This window comes from Halobacteriovoraceae bacterium (genome assembly GCA_020635115.1).
Classification (GTDB): domain Bacteria; phylum Bdellovibrionota; class Bacteriovoracia; order Bacteriovoracales; family Bacteriovoracaceae; genus JACKAK01.
In genome coordinates, this window is the sequence record JACKAK010000006.1 from 59,414 (window position 1) to 80,027 (window position 20,614).

Genomic DNA, 20,614 nt, shown 5'->3' on the forward strand with positions numbered 1-20,614 from the left:
CAAGATAAAAAAGAGGATACTTCTCCTTGAAGAAGGATCCTCGTTTTGAATCTATTCGTCCGCACATTCTAAGCATAATGAACTAAACGGCATTGCAGTAAGTCTAGCTTCAGAAATTTGTTCTCCACAAGACATACAACTTCCATAAGTGCCGTTTTCAATTTTCACTAATGCAGTATTAATCTTTTTAATTTCTTCACGTTCTAAATCACTTAAAGCGTCTAATACCTCATTATTTTCAACTTCTACGGCCTGCTCAGCAAAATCAGGGTTAATAGGTCCCTGTTTCTCTCTTCTACGGTCTTTTTCTATATTATTTATTCTACTTAGAAGTTTTTCCTTTTTCGCTACGAGTCTATCTTTAATTTCTTCTAGGTTTTGCATCCCCTTCTCCTTATACCTTTTTTAATCGTCTAGATTCTAGTAATATGTCCTCGTGAACGTAACGATTTTACGTGAATTATTTAATGATTTAAATCAAATTATGAAGCGATTTTTACCTATATTTTTACTTTTTTTACCATACGCCAGAGCAGCAGTAAAATTTCAACTCTATAAAACATCAAACTTTATTGAGATTATTCCCTATCATACCAAATTTAAAAATTTTATTGTTGGTGGGTTGTCTGACTTGACATGCCAAGGAAGTAAACTTCTTGCGATTAGTGATGACAGAGGAGATTATGGCCCTTTAAGAATATTTGAGTTTGAAAACGATCAAAAAATTAATCTTACTAATGTGATTCAAATTGGTATAAAAAATTCATCTGTAGATTTTGAAGGTTTAACTCAAGTGGGATCATTTTATTTTGCCACTTCAGAAGGACAGCTCTCACTGGCCCGGACAGTAAATTCTTATCTTTTTAAATTTGATCAAAAAGGAAATTTAATTAAAAAATACCCCTTTCCTTCTGCCTACAATATCTCTCCATTTAAGGGCATAAGAGATAATTCTTCTTTTGAATCCTTAACCTATAATCAAAGTAAAAATTTCATCATCACTGCTCTTGAAAACTCACTCATTCAAGATGATCAGCTCCCAAATTTTGAGGAAAAGACAGATTTGAGAATACTGCAATTCGACTTAGAAAAAGAGCGTTTTAAATCTGAAACATTCTATCAGCTAGAAAAACTTAAAAAAATAAATAATCAAAATACTGTAGGAAGCCTTGGTTTAGTGGCCTTAGAGCATCTAAAAGGCAATTATTATTTATCTCTAGAGAGAGCATGGATCCCGAAAATTAAAAAAAATTTCGCTCAACTGTTCCTTGTTGAAATAACAGATCATCATTTTGCTCCGGTAAAAAATCATGTCGAACGATCCCTTAGAAAATATGTAAATAAAACACTGATTGGAAATATTGAAGATTTCATCACGCCAAGTGAATTGAAAAATATTGATAATGTTGAGGGTTTATGTGTATCTCCACTTAAAGATGGTGAATACAAAATTACATTAGTCACAGATAATAATTTTAACAAATATCAGCAGACTATTTTTTTCCATTTTCTACTTAAGGAAGTCAAATGAGTTTTTTTTATCTAAAAGCACTGCATATTATATTTGTCGTCACTTGGTTTGCAGGCCTTTTCTATATTGTGAGACTCTTTATCTACCACAGTGAGGCCTTAAAATTTGAAAATACAAAAAAAGAAATACTTTGTAAGCAGTATACCATTATGGAAAATAGATTGTGGTATATCATCACATGGCCATCAGCGATTTTAACACTCATTTTTGGCCCTTCATTACTCCATATGTATTTTCCTCTCACTGATCACCCTTGGTTGCTTACAAAAATTGCTTTTGTGTGCTTTCTTTTCATCTACCATTTATATTGCGGTAAAATTTTAAAATCTCTTCAAAAAGGTATTGCTTATTCAGGTAGTAAGCTCAGAATCTTTAATGAAATCGCAACTCTATTTCTGTTCTCTATCGTTTTTTTAGTCGTTTTAAAAGATTTGATAAATGCGACACAGGGTCTAATAGGTTTTATGGCCTTATCAATTATACTTATGCTAGGTATTAAAGTTTACAAAAAATATAGATCTGATACATAAGATTTATCCACAAAAATATTTCAATCAATTCCTTACCTGAATTTAAAAGTAAATGACAATACCTTGAATTTTTGTCACGATAAGCGTGAATATACTATTTAGATCAAGGAGCGATCATGAAGTTTATATTACTAGCACTATTTCTGTCTTTTAAATTACATGCAACAGAATCTCAAAAAATTCTAATCAAACTAAAACCAGGAATAGATGTCTCTAAATTTTTAGAAGAATTCGACTTAGGCAAGGCGACTACTTATTTTGACAATTTGATATCAATAAAATTAGAGTCAAATATTGATCCAAATTTATTTGTTGAAAGACTCAGTAAATCTGAAAAAATAGAATTTGCTGAAATCGATTTAAAACGCAAGAGAGATTTTGGCATACCTACGCCAATTAAGAATAAAAAAAATTTAAGTATCTTTAATCAAAGTTTTTTTAATGATGAGTATGCTGGCCGTTTGTGGAGCTTTTACAATTCCACAGAATTTGGGACTGATTTAAATCTTGCTTATCTCAATGGATTAGTCACTCCTCAAAAAGATATCATCGTTGCTGTTGTTGATACGGGGGTTGATTATAATCATGATGACCTCAAGGCGAATATGTGGATTAATCATAATGAAATTCCAGACAATAATATTGACGATGATGGGAATGGTTATGTGGATGACATTTATGGAATAGATACCCTAAATAGAGATGCAGATGACAAGGCATCCAGTGATCCAATGGATGCTCATTACCATGGTACCCACGTGGCCGGAACAATAGGTGCAGTACAAAATAATAGAACAGGTATTCCAGGGGTCGCTCCAAGAGTTAAAATTATGGCCATCAAAACTGTTCCATCTCGAGGAGACGAAAAAGATTCAGATGTTATAGAAGCATTACTTTATGCTGCGAGAAATGGAGCGAAAGTAATTAACTGTTCGTTTGGAAAAAACAGTGTCTCTCTTGGTAAATCTCTTAGTGAAACGATAGATTATATTGGTAAAAATTATGGAACTTTAGTTGTCGTAGCTGCAGGAAACAACGGGCGTGATATTGATAAAAATCCAATTTTTCCAGCTTCTATGAAAAACCAAAATATTTTTACAATTGGTGCAAGTCAAAATAAAGGAGAACCTGCCTATTTTTCAAATTTTGGTCAGATAAGTGTTGATTTGTTTGCACCAGGAATGGCCATCTATTCGACTTCTCCAAGAAACAGCTATCGTGGATTATCAGGGACCTCAATGGCCGCTCCATTTGTGAGTGGAGTTGTTGCGTTAATATGGTCAATATATCCAGATATTTCTCTAAATGAAATCAAAGAGGTTCTTATGAAGAGTGTTGATATTCGAATCCCTTTCAGAGATAAGGCAAATGCTCCAGGCCATATCAATGTTTATAAAGCTCTATCCCTTTTAGAAGCTCATTAATTATTAAGAAAAAATTATACAATTGATACGCTAAAAAAATTGTTTAAAATCAATTTATAGAACATCATTTTAATTTGGAGAAATTATGAAATTTCTATGTTGTGTGATTTATCTTATCTGTTGCACTGAAGGGTTTTGTAGTAATTGGAAAATTGATATTGAGGCCTCAAAGATAAAATGGACTGGAAAAAAACTTTCTGGTCAACATTGGGGCCATGTAAAAATCAAAGAAGGTTATGTCATTATTCAAAAGAATCGACCAATAAATAGCAAAATTGTTGTAGATATGAATACAATAACATGTGAAGATTTAACTGATGTAAAATACAATCAAAAACTTCTGACCCATTTAAAGAGCGAAGATTTTTTTTCGACTAGCAAATATCCATACTCCCAAATTATTTTAAAGAAGATAGAAGACAAGGGTGAAAATCTTAAAATACAGGCAGACCTAACCATCAAAGGAAAAACTCAGTCTATCGAATTTTTAACAATAAAATCTATCGGTGATAAATTAGCAACTTTTAAGGCCAAGCTTATCTTTGATAGGACAAAGTATGGAATAAAATATAATTCCGGAAATTTTTTCAAAAGTTTGGGTGATAAACTTATCAAGGATGATGTGGAGCTTGATGTCACACTGATAGCTAAAAACCAACATTAATGTCCCAATACAGTACCAACTAAATACTAGGCATCACTTAACGCGATAATTTATTTATTATTTTTCAGATATTTAGGCAACTAAGCTTGTTTTTCTGTGAAAAATCTTCCATAGCGAATTTTCGTTGACTTCTAAATAAAATATCCGATATGATGAGTGTGTGAAACGAATGGCATGGAGAAAAAGCATGGTTCCACTAATACATGATGATGGAAAAGATTTAAAAAGAAACATTTGGGTTGAAGGGATTTGGGGTGAGCAAGTTGTATCTATTTTTGATAATGAAATTATTGAAACAATTGCTAAAGCACACCGAGCACTTGAAGAAAGCAGAAAACTCATAATGAAAAGAAAAGGATTAAACGAAACTGAAACCACTGTTGGAGAATGGGAAAACACTGTGAATGCATATCAAAGTATGCGATATCCAATTAGAGGATTATCGAAAAGTGAATCTTGTTTTCTGGTTGATGGTGAGCCAGTTTGTGCAACTATAATTGACTATGTCATCAGCTCAAAAAAAGGCCACAAAGTTACAATTGATGAGAGTAAACTTGATGAACTCGAAAGAGAGTGGTTTGGAAAGCTAGATAAAGTCTGCGCTTAAAAACTCTATCCAAATATTGTTTACAATAAAAAAATTCGCTGTGAGTGTAAAAATAACCATACAACATATTGAATTTTCGTTCACACTTGCTAAAGTTCTTATTTATGGGTAAGTAGACAATCCATGGCAGCAAATAAAGATGCAATTAGATTTATTTTAGGACTAAAAATCAAGCAACTCCGGGATGCAAAGGGGCTCTCTCTAAAAGGTCTCTCTACATTATCAGGTCTGTCACAGTCTTATATTAATGAAATTGAAAAAGGTAAGAAATACCCTAAAGTTGAAAAGTTAATCTCGTTAGCAAAATCTCTTGAGGTATCTTTCGATAATCTTGTATCTGCACAGTTAGACAAAAAATTACGCCCTATACTAGATTTTCTTGAAAGTGATTTTTATAAAAATTTGCCCCTTGAGATGTTTGGAATAGACCAATATGATCTCTATGAACTTATGTCGGATGCACCTGATAAATTTTCATCCTTTATCTTAATGATGCTTTCCTTGGCCAGAAACTACGACATGAACCCGGAAGAAATTCACAGGGCAGCTCTTCGTTCATTTATTGAGGCCCACAATGGTAGTTTTGAAGATGTAGAATTAGCGGTGGCCCAAGCAAGAATTAGATACAATCTACCAGAAAAAGGCCCGATTACAATTGAGAAAATTGAAAAGATTCTTATAGAGGAATATAAATATAAAATTGTCTTTGCGACCCCTGGCAAACATCCTCTGTTGCAAACTTTAAGATCAATTTACACTTTTGATAGAGGCCCTATTCTTTTTATCAATAAAGAACTTCTTGAGACACAAAAACTGTTCACTATCATCAAAGAGTTTGCCTTTTGTGCTTTAAATCTAAGAGAAGAAGTTTCAGAGACAAGGGTTGATGGAGTTAAAAATACATTCCGAGATGTTTTAAATGATTTTAAATCAAATTATTTTGCAGCTGCACTTCTATTGAACGAAGAAGTATTCATTGAAATTATGCAGAAATTTTTTGATAATCAAACTTTCTCAACTTCTTCCATCGAAGAAATTTTAAAAGAACTAAACATAGGCCCTGAAACTTTTTTTAATAGACTCATTCAAGTTCTACCTAAACAATTTGGGATTGATAGACTTTTTTATTTAAAGTTTCAAACCTCTGATGTTTTTAAAGGAATTAGAAGATTTAAAATTACAAATGAAATTCATCTTAATGGGCCACACGGTCCACAAGGAATTCGCTTAAATGAACATTATTGCAGAAGATGGATTACTGTTTCTTTATTAGATAGTTTTTGTGAAGATGATGCTCTGACAGATTATAAATTGGGAATTCAAAAATCAAAAATGCTTGAATCGGGAAAAGAGTTTATGTGTTTTTCTGTGGCCAGAGGCCCTAAAAAACCACATTTGCCAAATACATGTATTACTCTGGGGATTGAGTTAAATGAAAGGGCCCGTGAAATTATTAAATTTCACAAAGACCCTAGAATAATAACTAAAGATGTTTCTAAAACTTGTGAACGATGTCCATTAACTGATTGTGATGAAAGAGTAGCGCCACCGACTATTTATGAAAAGATCACTCAAGTTGAATGTAAAGATAATGCTGTAAAAGATCTAATAAAAGAAATTAAATCTTTATCCAACTGATATTTGGCATAAATCATTTAATTGATTTTCAAAAAACTTTTCTCTATCTTCTAGTAGTACACTTTTTTCTTCAAATTCTTCGTAAAACTCTTCTAGTTTCTTTTTTTTCTGTCCTAGATCTTTAGCTATTTCAGAAATTTTTCCAGGATTTCTGGCCAAAGAACTATCCATTAAGAGAAGTTCTAATGATTTGATATCATCTTCATATTCAAAAATATGTTCTTCTAATTTCTCTACCCTTTTTTTGAGTGGGTTTAACTCTTTTGATCGTTGGGAAATAATTTCTTCTCGGAGGTATTTGATTTCCTTTTTTGATTTCTTATTGCTGTTTTTTGACTTTTTATCCTCACTTTCTGGTTCTATCCAACCAATTTTTTCTAAGAAGTGGTCATAATCTCCATCAAAAAATTCAACTCTATTATCTTGAAAAACGATAAGCTTTGTTGCTAAGGATCTAATCATTTTTTCATCGTGAGAAACTAAGAGTACAGCACCTTCATAAATCTCTAACTGATTAATTAAAGACTGAACTGATTCTATATCCAAGTGGTTTGTTGGCTCATCCATAAGGAGCATATTTGTCTTATAGGCCAAAATTTTACCAAGCAACACACGACTTCTCTCCCCTCCTGAAAGTACTGATATTTTTTTTTCTGCTAAATCCCCTTCAAACATCAAATGCCCACAAATTGACCTTACTTGTGAGATGGAAAGATCACTATTTGCATTTTGAATTTCTTGAATAATTGAGTTGTCTTGAAATAATCGTTCAATATTTGTCTGTCCAAAGAAGCCTTGTTGCACTTTAGAATGAAAATTAATTTCACCAGTATTTGGACTTATATTATTTGCAAGTAAATTTAATAAAGTGGATTTTCCTTTCCCATTTGGGCCTATTATTGCTAAACAATCATCAGTCTTGAGGGAAAAGGATAGACCTCCTAGAAGCTCTGGCCCATTAGGATAAGAAAAAAAGAGATCTTTAACCTCAAGGATATATTTACTAGGACAAGGAGTATATTGAAAACAAGGTCCAAAATTTTTCTCTATGGAAAGTTTTTCAAGTGCTCCCAATTTATCTAATTTTTTTTGTTTTGATTTTGCTTGAGTTGCTTTAGAGGCCTTAGCTTTGAAACGAGTGATAAAATCTTCAAGATGTTTTTTTTTGCGTTCTAAATTTAGTCTTGTTTGTTCATGTATAATTTCTTCTTGAGTAATTTGCTCATAATATTTTTCGGTATCTCCTTTGATTTTTTTTACAAGTCCTCTTTTAATACCCATGGTGTGTGTAATAACAGCGTCCATAAATGTTCTATCATGGGTGATAATTATCATTTCACCTGGATATTTTTTTAAGAAATTTTCTAACCATCTAATTCCTAAAATATCTAGATAGTTTGTCGGTTCATCTAAAAGTAAAAGGTTTGGAGCTTGCAGCAATACCTTTGCAAGAGAAACTCGTAGTTGTAGTCCCCCCGATAAATCGTAAGGATTTTTTAAAATATCATCATTGTCTAAACCTAATCCAAGTAAGATTTTTTCTACTTTATATTGATCGTATTTTTGATCTTCAGGAAGTGAATCAACACATTCTTGCAATACTGTTGCTCGATTGAAATTGATATGTTGTTTAAGAATACCTATTTTATAATTTTTAGGAATAACAACTTCACCTTCATCTGGGGTCATTTCTCCGGCAATTATTTTAAACAAAGTAGATTTACCTGTTCCATTTCTTCCTACAAGTCCAACTCGCTCACCTGAGTTTAATAAAAAACTGACTTGACTAAATAATTCCTGCTTACCAAAACTCTTTGTTAAATCGAATACTTTGATCACGCGCTGCAACCCCTCTATTAATATGATGACTCATCACGTAGCTTTGTGTAAGGTTATAGCAAAACTTTACAGGAATTTATATGACGACTAAGCTAAAAAACATCGCCATCGTGGCCCACGTTGACCACGGGAAAACAACACTAGTAGACGGACTACTCAAACAATCAGAAACTTTAAATGAGAGAGAGCATATTGAAGAAAGAGTTATGGACTCTGGAGATATTGAAAAAGAACGTGGAATTACAATTACCGCCAAGAACTGCGCGCTAAAATGGAAAGATCATAAAATCAATCTACTCGACACTCCTGGGCACGCGGATTTTGGTGGAGAGGTTGAAAGATCTCTCAATATGGTTGATGGTGTTATCCTTTTAGTTGACGCCGCCGAAGGCCCTCTTCCTCAAACTCGATTTGTATTACAAAAAGCAATGGAAGCAAGAATTAAAGTCGCAGTGGTTATTAACAAAGTTGATAGACCTGATCAAAGGATAGAAGAAGTTAAAAGCGAAGCGGAAGATCTCTTATTAGAACTCGCAACCCATACAGAAAATGATGAATTTGATTTTGACATTCCTTTTCTCTACGCCTCAGCAAAAGAAGGTTGGGCCACAACAGATATGGAAATTCAATCTGATAATTTAAATTGTATATTGGATCTAATGATATCAGATTATTTTCCATCACCTAAGGTTCAGTTAGAAGGAGGACTTCAACTACTTGTTACGAATCTAACTTATTCAACTTACCTAGGTCAGCAGATTGTTGGTAAAATCACCCGAGGAAAAGTGAGCAAGAATGAACAAGTAACTCTTGTAGGGGAAGAGAAAAGTAAAAACTTCAAAGTAACGGCCATCCAAGTTTATGATGGTTTACAAATTTCAGAATGTGATAGCGCAACAGCTGGTGAAATTATCATTTTATCAGGAGCAGAAAATGCAAAAATCGGAGACTCTGTTTGTGCCAAAGAGAATCCAGCACCACTTCCACGCATTTCCGTTGAACCACCTACTGTTTCTGTTTTTGTTTCTGTGAACACTTCTCCACTTTCAGGAAGAGAAGGTGAATATTTAACATCAAGAAAATTAGAAGAATATCTTATAGATGCCTGCCATCACAATGTTGCCCTTAAATATGAGGCAACGGAAGACCCAAAAGTCTATAAACTTATGGGAAGAGGTGAACTGCAATTGGCCATTGTTTTTGAAGAAATCCGAAGACAAGGATATGAGCTCATGGTTGGACGACCAATGGTTCTTATGCAAGAAGAGGATGGGAAAAAAACAGAACCTTATGAACATGTTGTGATTGATACTCCAAGTGATTCAGTAGGTGCTGTTACCGAAAAGCTTTCACAAAGAAAGGGAATTATGATGCAACTTCAACCTTTAGGTGAAGCAAGAAGTAGAGTTGAATTTGAAATCCCATCTCGTGGTCTTATAGGTTATCGTTCAATTTTTCTGACAGATACTCGTGGAGAGGGAATAATGTCTTCTCAATTCATAGGATATCGCCCCTACGCTGGAGATATGTTGGCCCGACAAAATGGCGCTATCATCGCAGATAGAGATGGAAAAACTACGGCCTACGCTCTTTTTAATCTTTTAGACCGAGGTAGACAGTTTATTAAACCAGGTGAGCAGGTGTATTCCGGAATGGTTGTTGGAGAGAGTACAAAAACAAATGATATCAACGTCAATGTTGTCAGAGAAAAACATCTCTCCTCTGTCCGCACGGCCGGAAAAGATCAAAACATTATTCTTCCACCAATTCCCCCTAGAAACTTAGAGTGGGCCATGGATTGGATAGATAATGATGAGTGGGTAGAAGTTACGCCCGAGACAATTCGAATTCGAAAAAAAGAATTGGATACGACTAAAAGGTCCGTCATACGCTCAAGTAAAAGCTAAGTTTGGCCAAAGAAATTTATTTGAATATTTGAGGTTTTCTGAACAAAACTGCCTCAAATATTTGCTTTGTCGTAAAAAGTAATTTTATTTACTAAATATGAACAAATTTTCATACTTTTCTCCAATGCTTTTTTAGCATGTTAAGAGTCTTAACTTAAGATTATTTCAAACCTTAAATAAATCTATTGATGTTTTTCATCGGTCTTAAGATAATACACAGAAGTTAATAATTTTATTTAAAGAGTTAAGGAAAGTTAACTCTGTACTGGAGGCCCTATGATGCATATTACCATCGTGGACGACGTGAAAGAAAATCTTGATCTTTACAGTGAGCTTCTAAACGGTCGGTTTGAGCTTGAGCTCATCCAAGAGCCTTTACACTTAGTTGAGTATCTAAATAACAATGAAACAGATTTAGTTTTACTTGATATTCATATGCCTTCAATTAATGGTTTTGACTTGTTTGAAAAATTTAAGAATAGTTTTCCTGAATTACCAGTAATTTTTCTATCAGGGGACCCTTCAGAGGAATCTCTTGTAAAAGGTCTTAATTTAGGAGCAGTAGATTTCATTGTAAAGCCTGTTTCACTTAAAGAGCTGGTTGCTAGGATTGAAAATAAAATTAAACAGGGCCAAAAATTAAGAACAGAATCTAAGATTATAGCTATAGATAATTTTAAATTACACTGTGAAATGCAGCTTGCTGAAATCAATGACAAGAAAATCCAACTTACACCAATTGAGTATAAATTAATTCACCTTTTTTCGAAGAATCCCAATAAAATCTTCTCAAGAAAATATATTACAAAACTCATCTGGCCTGATGTACATGTTCAAAACCAAAATATTGATACTCACTTGTCAAATTTAAGAAAGAAACTGCGCCCATTTTCAGAAAATTTGAAAACAATTAAATCTCGAGGCTATATCTTAAGGATCTAATTTTATTTTGCACTTGTCAGCTCTAGGCCTAAATATTCTGCTGAATTAAAGTCTGATTCAGCAGTGGGTTTTGCTTGTTTTAAATTAATAATTTTATCTATTTCGAACATTATATCTTTCGAATCTAATTCATCTTCTTCAATAATTACTGATCCCAATTTTTCTACTGCTTCTTTAGCATTATAAAATTGTTCATTTTTCTGTGCTATTTTAAGAGGAATAAAAATACTTGGTCTCTTTAGGGCCAACAATTCACATACTGTACCCGCTCCGGCCCTGGAAATTATGACATCAGCTTTTTTATAAAGATCAATCATCCCTTGAGAGATGAAGTCGATGACTTTATAATTTGCGTATTTCTTAGAAAGTGTAGAAATACGTGGGTAATCTAACTTCCCAACTTGATGTATGATAAAGAATTGATCTGATAATTTTTCTATATGACTTATAATAAAATCATTAATTTTCACGGCACCATTTCCTCCACCTGTAACAAATAAAACTGGCAGGCCATTTACATTCTCTTCTAATAAAGTCAATTCTGATGTACTTTGGTTAAAACATTCATCCCTCACAGGATATCCAGAATAGTAAGTTTTATTCTTTGGAAAATATTTTGCTGACTCTTTAAAACTAATAAAAATTTTATCTGAAAAATAGGAAGCTATTTTGTTTGCTAGACCCACTCTACTTGTTTGTTCATGGATATAAACTTTTTGTCCAAGAAGCTTTGCTGCAATTACAGGAGGTAAAGAAACATATCCACCTGTTGAAAAGAGTATAAATTTTCCCTTTAATCTTAGTTTCAGTAAAATAAAAAAAGATTGAACAATCCCCATTAAAAATTTTAAAAAGTCTTTTACATTTTCAAAAGATAAATATCTTCTAAGCTTTCCGGTTGAAATGGAGTGATAATTGACATCATCTATTTCGCAGATAATTTCTTTTTCAATTGTTTTTTGCCCACCTATATAGTGGATTGATTCAAATTTACCTCTGATTTTATTAATAACTGAAACGGCAGGAATTACATGGCCACCACTTCCACCTCCAGTGAACACAACAATTTTCAATCAATCACTCCCCTTTTAAAGAACATATGCCATTTTAAACAGAAATTAACGTTTGAGAAGTATTAAGTTTGTTTTAACTAATTACGAGATGCAATAACAGCAACACATCTAACTTATATCTAATCAATTGTTATGTATGATTGAGAGACTTTCCCATATCTAAAGTTTAGGACTCAAATGTTATTGCATTATTTTTGAAAATGAAAATAACTATTATTTTTTTATGTGAAGTTTATTACTTGTTTTCATCTTCATAAAAATAGTTGGTACTTACATAAGCAAAACTCGTTGCAGGCATGTAGTCATTAACTTCCTTATGCTTACCCTTATTAACATCAAGATCTTCACAAAGAATATTGTAATTTCTGTTATTTGCAAATTTGTCTAGAACGGTTTTTGTACATGTACCAAATATAAGTACGGCAACTTTCTTAGTAATAAAGCGAATTTTAACTTCTTGTGATAACTTCTCAAATGGAGCAATGTAAACCGTACTTTCATTCAATTTAGATGGTAATGTTTCTATATACTCAACTGGTGTTGGAGTTTTATCTTTAAACTCTTTTGTAAATGTTTCTAATATATGATCATTTCCAGAAAATAATAGAATTGTAGCCGGCTGTTTCATAGACTTAATTTCATCAAGCATTCTCACAATTTTAGGTGCATCTGAAATATTACAAATTCCAACTCTTAAATACTTATCAGTATCTTTTATAATGAGATGGTGTGCATTTTCTTGATCATAATCTGTGACAACTTTTGTTTCACTATTTTTGAATGCAACATATACCTTATTTAATATTTCTTCAGAGCTCATTTCAAAGTTTTCCATTGAAGGCTTGTGAACAAAGTCACTTGCACCAAGTCTTAACGATTTCAGGGCAAGATCTTGATCATCCCTAGAGACAGAAGAAATCATAACAACAGGAGGATGCGATGAATTAAAATATTTTTCTAAATAATTAACACCATTCATCTCTGGCATATGAATATCCAGGGTTACAATATCTGGTTTAAGTTCAGCAATTTTTTTATGAGCTTCGATTCCATTTTCAGCGCTACCTAAAAATTCAAATCTATTATCAGATTTAAAAACATGCTCCAAAATTTTAATAACACTTCTCGAATCATCTACACTTAAAACACGAATTTTGGGCCGTGGGGCCTTTTTCGCAAATGAGGCCACTTGTGGGATAGAAATTTCATGTGGTTTTTCATCAGTATTATATTGATAAATTGAAGGGCCAATAGGCTTTAAATTTAACTCTAATGTACTCAGTGACTCGGAAACCCCTGTAAAAATGTATCCCGAAGGGAATAAATGTTCTTGAAATTTTTGAGTGATAGATTTTACATCATCCATTTTAAAATAAATAAATACATTTCTACAGAAGATGATATCAAATTTTACACCATTTAAATTAGGTGCAAATTTCATCAAATTATTTGTGAAAAATTTGCATTGGTTTCTAATATGGTCTTTTACTTTTACAAAATGAGCAATGTCACCTTTTCCTTTGGCAAAATGGTCTCCAAGATACTGAGCAGGTACTGCATCTATGTCCGTTTTTAAATAAACACCATTCATTCCAAATTTGACTGATTCGTCATCTATATCGCTACCCCAAATTTCATAGTCCATCATAGGTGCGATTTTTTTCATGTGATATTCTAAAAAGAGGGCCAGAGTATAAACTTCTTGTCCTTTACTACAGGCCGCAGACCAGATCATTATCTTGTTACGGCCCTGATCTTTTGCATTTTGAATTATTTTCTTGAGTCTTTGTTCTAGAACTTCAAATTGTAAAAATTCACGAAAAAAGAAAGTATGATGTGTGGTTAATAGGCTGATTAGAGCGTTTGTTTCTGTTACTTCATGTTTAGTATAAAAACTATAATATTCATCATAATCTTTCAACCCTAATTCTATTATTCTTTTTTTCAGACGACTTTCAATCATCGGAAATTGTTTGTCTTTAAGTACGTTTCCTGAAATCCGTCCTATATGGATCGCAATCTTTTTAATAACATCTATTGTTGTTAGTTTTTTTGCAGTACTCACAAATTATCCTTTCAGGCCGCGAATGCCCTAGATGAAGTAAAAACTTTTTCAAGATCTAATAAAGTCACAAGGACTCCATCGAACCTAGCTGATCCAATAAAATAGTCAGTATTTATTTTTCCTTTCAAACCTGAAATATCACTTAACTTAGTCATATCAACTTCTAAAACTTTATTAATTGAATCAACCACAATACCTAGATTGATCCCATGGATATCAACAATGATCACGGCCTCTTCTTTATGTTTGCATTCAGAGTTTATTCCCATTTTTTTACGTAGGTCGACAACTGTTATCACTTGTCCACGCAAGTTCATAATCCCTACGAAATAAGAAGGAGAATTCGGAATCAATGTGGTATCTGGTGTTGAAATAACTTCTCTTACCTTTAGGAGAGGAATTGCATAATTTTCTTCTCCGAGAGAAAATTCCATATAATGTGAATCTACATTTGAAGCTTGATTTGAAATGGCTTTATCGTTTTTATCATCATTTTCTTTTTGAGAGTCATTACTTATATTTTTTTCCATGTTGTTACCTATGCTACTCTTTTATTAAAAACATCTGATAGATTTTTAACTGAATTCAAATTACTAAACATTTCATTTAATTCTAAGATAAAAGCCGGCTTTCCATCTCCAAGAATGGAACTTCCCATAAATCCTTTTGAAACTTTTATCTCTGGCCCAATTTTCTTAATAACAACTTGTTGTTGATGGAGTACATCATCTACAACAACTCCGAATTTAACATGTGGAGAATTTACAATAATTGCAATTTGTTCATCTAATTTCTTTTCACTATTCCCTAAATTTAAGGCCTGAGAGAGACTCATCAATGGATAAACATCCCCCCTTAGATTTAAACAATTGCCTATTCCACTTACATAAGTAATGGCCTCATTTTGTGGTTTTAATGATTCACTGACTTGAGAAATTGGAACAATAAATTTTTCTTTTCCAACTTGAACAACCATTCCATCAATAATTGCGGTAGTTAATGGTAATGTAATTCTGAACAAACTTCCTTGTCCTACATCTGTTTCTACATCAACAAGTCCAGAGAGTCTTTCAATATTCGTCTTTACAACATCCATTCCAACGCCACGCCCGGAAACTTCTGAAACCTGTTCCTTTGTAGAAAAACCTGGAGCGAAAATTAATTGGATGATTTCATAATCACTAAGTTCAGCATTTGGAGCAATAATATTTCTCTCAATTGCTTTCCTTTTTACATTTTCAGGATCTATCCCTTTTCCATCATCTTTAATTTCAATAATTAAATTATTGCCTTCGTGAAATGATCTAATTTCAATCATTCCAACACTTCTTTTTCCAATAGCTCTTCTCTCATCTGGTAGTTCTAACCCGTGATCTAAAGCATTTCTTACAATATGTACGAGCGGATCAGAAAGGTGTTCTAATACTGTTTTATCAACTTCAGTTTCTTCACCAACAAGTTTTAAATCAACATCCTTTCCTAAGCTTTTAGAAGTATCTCTCACAATTCTATTAAGTTTATGCATTGTGGACTTAATTGGTGTCATTCTTAAACTCATGGATATTTCTTGTATCTCTTTAGATAATTTCCCTAATTGTGAAATTGATTTTATAGCTAATTCATCTTCGATTCCAACATACTTTCTTTGTTCTAAAACGGTTTGAAGAATGACAAGTTCTCCAACAAAGTTATTCAATTTTTCGACTCTCTCAAGACTTACTCTAATACTATCATCTTCATTTTTTTTAGATTTTGGTTGGTCTTTACTTTTTGAATTATCTTCTGTTTTGCTAAATTCAAATGAAAGCTCAGTTGATTCAATTGTAGGTGTGTCTTTCAGGTTTGGAACTTCATTAGTTGTTTTTATTGGAATAGGATTTTGAGTCACCTCGCTAAATACATTTGTATCAAATGAATCATCCTCAAATTGAGAAGCATTTGGAGTTGAGACTTCTTCTTTGACACTTTTACTTTCACTATCAAGTTCTCCGTTAAGTCCTCTCGTAATAGCATCTTTAACTCTATTTGCAAGAGATGAAAAATCAAATGAAGCATCAGGATTTGACCTTAACTCAACTAAAAAATTGTTTATTACATCATTACATTCTAATAATAATTGTATACAAAAATCATTAATGTGAATTCTTCCCTCTTTAAATTGAAGTATAAGATTTTCAATTTCATGAACAAACTCAGAAATAAAACCATACCCAACTGCTCTTGATGTTCCTTTGATATTGTGAGCAAGTCTAAATAGTTCGTTAATATGCTCTTGATTATTCTTATCTGATTCGAGTGCCAATAACATATCTTCCATGCCTTGAATATTATCTTTGGCCTCATCTAAAAAATCCATCTTGAGTTGTTTCTCGAAATCACTCATGTTTACATATCCTGATTAAGGTATAAGGTCAGATATTTATCGGGATTAATATAGATTTTTTTAGATAAATATATATATTTGAATGGTTTTAATGTACCATATTAGTGTAGTGCTTAATCAACTTAAAAAATGACTTTTATATGATTGATTTTTCTATATACAACCCCCCTGGAGTCGGTAATCATGTTCACGGTTCGACAATGGTTGAACGAGGAAATGAGATTGTTTTAGTATGGTATTCTTATAAAACTGAAGAGCATATAGATGGATCTTTATCCTTAAACACACTTGATATTACGAGAAATAAATGGAACAACCCTAGAAAAATTCTAGACGACTTTTCTAGTAGGTCATTGGGTAACCCAGTTCTCTTTTTAGATCAGGAAAAGCAAGTTCATCTCTTCTTTGTCAGATTAGAAGGAACTTATTGGGATTCAGCTCAAATTTTCAAAACGACATTACTAGAAAATACATGGTCCCCGCCTCAGAAAGTTAATACTCCTCAAGGGATGATGATTAGACATTCTCCTGTTTCGTTTGGAAAAAGATCTTTTCTTATTCCTGCCTATGATGAAAAAACTAAAACTACAATAATTTTTGAATCTGAATTTCCCTTTACTCAGTGGAATGAAGTTTCAAGAATTGGTGATGGTTTAATACAAGGCGACCTTTTGCAGGTTGATAAGAATCAATTTCAAATTTATTTAAGAGCAACTGATGATCCTCGTTTTGTTTTTCGAGCAGTTTCATATGACAACGCAAAAACTTGGGAAGAACCCCAAAAAACGAACTTATATTGTCCATTAAGCGGTATTGCAGCTTTAAAATCTCGCAGCGGTAAGATTATTGTGTCAAATAACCATACAGAACAACATAAAAGAAACCCCATAAATATCGCACTTTCAAACAATTTGGGTGAAAATTTTAACATTATTAATGAAATAGATACTACAGGTAATGAAATGTCATACCCATGTCTACTTCAAACATCTAATGGACAGATTCATATTTCTTATACCTTTAACCGAAAAATGATCAAACATGCTATTTATGATGAACATGAGTTATTATGCTAATCAATGGAAATGACATCACAAAATTCAAAAATATTCATACAATAAAACATGCTTTTATCATATCTTCAGGGCCTAGCTTAGAAGACTTAGATTTGAGTGCGATGGAAAGAAGAATATGTTTTGGACTAAATCGTTCTTTCTTAAAATATGAAAAGGCCTACTATCATTGTGTCATGGATGAAAGGCTTATAGAACAATATCCAAATGAATTCTCTTCGCAAAGACAATTATTTACAATCGAAGGAAGATCAATGGGTCTAGGTTTAAAACTTTTAGGCTCGGAAGGTTTTAGTTGGGACTTGGCAGAAGGTATATATTCAGGATATACAGTTAGCTATTTTGCCTTACAAATTGCTATCTATATGGGAATTAAAGAAATTTATTTTTTAGGACTCGATCTTAAAAACACTGAAAATAAAACTCATTTTTTTGGGCAAGACTACAGCTCATTAAAACATGACACCACTGAATATCCTAAAATGATTAGATGTTTTGAAAAAATTGCACCCACTTTAAAAGATAGAGGCATTAGAGTTTTTAATTGTTCAAAAGTAAGTTCTTTAAAATGTTTCCCTTATATGTCCTACGAAGATGCCATCAAATTATAATTCTCTTAAAAGTAAATTCTGATGGACATCAAATAGACAGGTACTTGCCAGTTGTTTGTAAAGACTTATAGAATAACATTAGAATTTAAGAAATCTATATAGAAATAACAATGGAGATATTTTATGAATTCAATTATATATAAATTTTTATATATTAGTTTTCCTCTAATTTCTCTTTTTTCTTGTGCAAGTAATGATAGGGTCCTAAAAGAAATCTATTGGCCCTGCATGGACAAACTCAATATCGCGTATAAAGACCGTCTTACTCTCTATGATGAAAATGGAAAATTTTTTGCAAGATCCGATTCTCCCAAAATAAGAGCACTCGCAGGAATTGATGTGACAGGAGTTCCATTTGTGCAAATTAAAGAGGCAAAAAAAATCTCTGATAAAACCAAAGTTCGAGAAAATATTATTAGAATCATCATTCAAGATGGGAGATGCAAGATCGTAAAAGGAGGATAGGAATCAAGATTATATGGCCCTTCAATCTTAATACACTTAATTTTTTTGCATAATGGTATCAAATTCATTTCTTTTTTCATTCGCGAAGGATCAGGACATCTCATCTTTGTAGATACACACTCATAAAAGTGTGTACCTTTTCCTTATAAGATTTTTTTATACCTGTAAGCCTCTCACAAGAACCTTTGATAAGCTCACAATTACGATCAGTTTTGCACTCAAATCACTCTCTCCTAAACTCCTCACAGGCCATACTCGTTCTAAAAAAGAATACAAATAAAATCATTTTCTTCACAAAAATTTCAAAAAATGAAAATAACCAAAGATAAAAATTTTTACCTTTTATATAATTTTGCATCCAATGAAAAGATTTCAAACTAAGTATATCTCAACCGAAGGTAAAGCAAGGATTCTTGGCATAAGTAAAAGGATCTCCAGGAGTATTAATAATTCCTTAAAATGTTTAGGAGCAAAAAGACAAATTAAATCGGGCGCGAGACTAAAATTCAGAAAGAATATAATCAAGCTCGATATAGTAAAATGGCAGAATATTATCTGTCGAAGTTGAAGATTTCATTTCTATCCAATTCCGAGTTATTGTCTTAACTTCTTTCAGAGTAAAAGAACTAATGTTTTTTTGAATAGTCAGGGCATATATCATTTCCCGTGGGTTAATCTTGGGATGGGCAGGAGTATCATAGAGGCCATTTTCAAAAGCTAAAAGAAGATTTTCTTCAAAATGAGGAGAACTTAAAATTTTTTCGACACAGGAAGTTTTCCATCCATAAATTACGGTTTCATTAATTTCTGTAACTTTGTGAATCTTCTGCATCTTGGAGTAATACTAATCGAGTACTTATGCGAATGTCCAGAATACAAATGTTTTAAAAATCAAATACTCTCACATCCTCCCGGATTCTCTAAGTAAAACAGATCTTTTAAATAACTTATAAAGCACAGTGTATCACATCTTGAATGGATAAGAGACATCCAAAAATCTTGGCCCACTAGTGGTCGATTATCGAACCAGTGTGACGGAAATAATTGAGCAAGGTATTGGTTTCTCATTATAGTCTTCCATAATTTTAGTCCCAATGCTCACCAATTGGACATTTTCTCCATGGATGTTGTTTTATTATCGGTCATTATTTTATTTCCGTTTTCGCTGTCTATTCTCTTGATAAATCTTTATTGCCATCAATCCTTTTTAGTAATATTTGAATTTGATTTTTCACACCTTATCCTTAATATGGCATACGTTAATTATTACGCTATCCCATATTATAGGCAAAGACGAAAATTTTTTAATTTTTAAGATCTGTTTTGAAACTTATGGCCACATCATTCTCAATGTAAAAGTCACTCACCTGGTCTAGAAGACCAGGTTTGAAGATGGGGCCTCGAAAGGCCCCTAGTATTGTCAAATCATGAGTGAATTTTACTGGAATACTCCCCAAAAATTGCATTTGAAAATTCCTCACACTTAGCATTGATGCAATGAGTTAATTTTATTGATTCACGAGCACTTCATTGTTTTTATAGAATAAAAGGATACAAAAAAGCACGTGTCGCGATAGATAAGATGATTGAAAGGTTTAAAAAATCGAACACCAAAGAGGTAAAAAGGCTTGGCGACATATTGCAACATTGGAGGCATGAAGTTCTTAATTATTTTAGAAAAAGGCTCATAAATGCTCGGCCGGAGGGATTTAATAATAAAGCTTCCTTTGCAAGAAGAAGAGCTTACGAATATAAGAACATCGGTTACGTCTCTTGTGTGTCTGTAGTTGAGCCGTTTGCCCACCATGAATCGGGAAGAATCAGAATCTTAATAGATTATTAATAATGGTGCCCAATAGTGG

General features: G+C 32.6%; 20 protein-coding genes. 12 read left to right on the forward strand and 8 right to left on the reverse strand.

The annotated features are described in order from the left end of the window. Positions 1 to 51: 51 nt before the first annotated feature. A complete protein-coding gene (locus H6622_10405; GenBank protein ID MCB9061923.1) occupies positions 52 to 384 on the reverse strand; it encodes a TraR/DksA family transcriptional regulator in 333 nt (110 codons plus the stop codon). A 52-nt stretch (positions 385 to 436) separates the two neighbouring features. Between H6622_10405 and H6622_10410 the strand changes: the two genes are divergently transcribed. From H6622_10410 to H6622_10435, 6 genes are all read left to right on the forward strand, one after another. Then, complete coding sequence (locus H6622_10410) at positions 437 to 1,531, forward strand: esterase-like activity of phytase family protein (GenBank protein MCB9061924.1); 1,095 nt, start codon at positions 437 to 439, stop codon at positions 1,529 to 1,531. Then, complete coding sequence (locus tag H6622_10415) at positions 1,528 to 2,061, forward strand: CopD family protein (protein MCB9061925.1); 534 nt, start codon at positions 1,528 to 1,530, stop codon at positions 2,059 to 2,061. The genes H6622_10410 and H6622_10415 overlap by 4 nt, the downstream gene beginning before the upstream one ends. A gap of 116 nt (positions 2,062 to 2,177) precedes the next feature. Further along, a complete protein-coding gene (locus tag H6622_10420) occupies positions 2,178 to 3,485 on the forward strand; it encodes a S8 family serine peptidase (GenBank protein MCB9061926.1) in 1,308 nt (435 codons plus the stop codon). Positions 3,486 to 3,570: 85 nt separating this feature from the next. Beyond that, a complete protein-coding gene (locus H6622_10425; GenBank protein ID MCB9061927.1) occupies positions 3,571 to 4,149 on the forward strand; it encodes a YceI family protein in 579 nt (192 codons plus the stop codon). Between the two features lie 187 nt (positions 4,150 to 4,336). Next, on the forward strand, positions 4,337 to 4,756 hold the full coding sequence (locus H6622_10430) for a hypothetical protein (GenBank protein MCB9061928.1): 420 nt from the start codon (positions 4,337 to 4,339) through the stop codon (positions 4,754 to 4,756). 123 nt (positions 4,757 to 4,879) lie between these two features. After that, a complete protein-coding gene (locus H6622_10435) occupies positions 4,880 to 6,394 on the forward strand; it encodes an ImmA/IrrE family metallo-endopeptidase (GenBank protein ID MCB9061929.1) in 1,515 nt (504 codons plus the stop codon). Here the strand turns inward: H6622_10435 and H6622_10440 are convergent. Continuing rightward, the gene (locus H6622_10440; GenBank protein ID MCB9061930.1) at positions 6,383 to 8,233 is read right to left on the reverse strand and encodes an ABC-F family ATP-binding cassette domain-containing protein; all 1,851 of its coding nucleotides are present in this window, start codon (positions 8,231 to 8,233) and stop codon (positions 6,383 to 6,385) included. The genes H6622_10435 and H6622_10440 overlap by 12 nt on opposite strands. Positions 8,234 to 8,313: 80 nt before the next feature. Between H6622_10440 and typA the strand changes: the two genes are divergently transcribed. Both typA and H6622_10450 read left to right on the forward strand, forming a co-directional pair. Then, entirely contained in the window at positions 8,314 to 10,140 is a 1,827-nt protein-coding gene (gene typA, locus H6622_10445) for a translational GTPase TypA (GenBank protein MCB9061931.1), read from the forward strand. Positions 10,141 to 10,419: 279 nt separating this feature from the next. Beyond that, positions 10,420 to 11,082, forward strand: a complete 663-nt coding sequence (locus H6622_10450; GenBank protein MCB9061932.1) for a response regulator transcription factor — start codon at positions 10,420 to 10,422, stop codon at positions 11,080 to 11,082. Positions 11,083 to 11,084: 2 nt separating this feature from the next. Here H6622_10450 and H6622_10455 read toward each other — a convergent pair whose 3' ends face one another. The 4 genes from H6622_10455 to H6622_10470 form a co-directional block, all read right to left on the reverse strand. Beyond that, positions 11,085 to 12,155 carry a UDP-N-acetylglucosamine--N-acetylmuramyl-(pentapeptide) pyrophosphoryl-undecaprenol N-acetylglucosamine transferase gene (locus H6622_10455; protein MCB9061933.1) on the reverse strand — a complete coding sequence of 357 codons (1,071 nt, stop codon included), beginning with the start codon at positions 12,153 to 12,155 and terminating at the stop codon, positions 11,085 to 11,087. A 235-nt stretch (positions 12,156 to 12,390) separates the two neighbouring features. Further along, the gene (locus H6622_10460; protein ID MCB9061934.1) at positions 12,391 to 14,220 is read right to left on the reverse strand and encodes a response regulator; all 1,830 of its coding nucleotides are present in this window, start codon (positions 14,218 to 14,220) and stop codon (positions 12,391 to 12,393) included. Between the two features lie 11 nt (positions 14,221 to 14,231). Then, the gene (locus tag H6622_10465) at positions 14,232 to 14,750 is read right to left on the reverse strand and encodes a purine-binding chemotaxis protein CheW (GenBank protein MCB9061935.1); all 519 of its coding nucleotides are present in this window, start codon (positions 14,748 to 14,750) and stop codon (positions 14,232 to 14,234) included. An 8-nt stretch (positions 14,751 to 14,758) separates the two neighbouring features. Continuing rightward, positions 14,759 to 16,603 carry a chemotaxis protein CheA gene (locus H6622_10470; protein ID MCB9061936.1) on the reverse strand — a complete coding sequence of 615 codons (1,845 nt, stop codon included), beginning with the start codon at positions 16,601 to 16,603 and terminating at the stop codon, positions 14,759 to 14,761. Positions 16,604 to 16,743: 140 nt separating this feature from the next. Between H6622_10470 and H6622_10475 the strand changes: the two genes are divergently transcribed. From H6622_10475 to H6622_10485, 3 genes are all read left to right on the forward strand, one after another. Continuing rightward, entirely contained in the window at positions 16,744 to 17,679 is a 936-nt protein-coding gene (locus tag H6622_10475) for an exo-alpha-sialidase (GenBank protein ID MCB9061937.1), read from the forward strand. Next, on the forward strand, positions 17,673 to 18,287 hold the full coding sequence (locus H6622_10480) for a hypothetical protein (protein MCB9061938.1): 615 nt from the start codon (positions 17,673 to 17,675) through the stop codon (positions 18,285 to 18,287). Before H6622_10475 ends, H6622_10480 begins: the two co-directional genes overlap by 7 nt. A gap of 123 nt (positions 18,288 to 18,410) precedes the next feature. After that, positions 18,411 to 18,752 carry a hypothetical protein gene (locus H6622_10485; protein MCB9061939.1) on the forward strand — a complete coding sequence of 114 codons (342 nt, stop codon included), beginning with the start codon at positions 18,411 to 18,413 and terminating at the stop codon, positions 18,750 to 18,752. A 499-nt stretch (positions 18,753 to 19,251) separates the two neighbouring features. On the opposite strand, the gene H6622_10490 is transcribed toward H6622_10485, so the two are convergent. Continuing rightward, entirely contained in the window at positions 19,252 to 19,584 is a 333-nt protein-coding gene (locus H6622_10490) for a hypothetical protein (protein MCB9061940.1), read from the reverse strand. 472 nt (positions 19,585 to 20,056) lie between these two features. Further along, on the reverse strand, positions 20,057 to 20,218 hold the full coding sequence (locus H6622_10495) for a hypothetical protein (protein ID MCB9061941.1): 162 nt from the start codon (positions 20,216 to 20,218) through the stop codon (positions 20,057 to 20,059). Positions 20,219 to 20,262: 44 nt separating this feature from the next. Between H6622_10495 and H6622_10500 the strand changes: the two genes are divergently transcribed. Beyond that, positions 20,263 to 20,595 carry a transposase gene (locus tag H6622_10500; protein ID MCB9061942.1) on the forward strand — a complete coding sequence of 111 codons (333 nt, stop codon included), beginning with the start codon at positions 20,263 to 20,265 and terminating at the stop codon, positions 20,593 to 20,595. Positions 20,596 to 20,614: the final 19 nt, after the last annotated feature.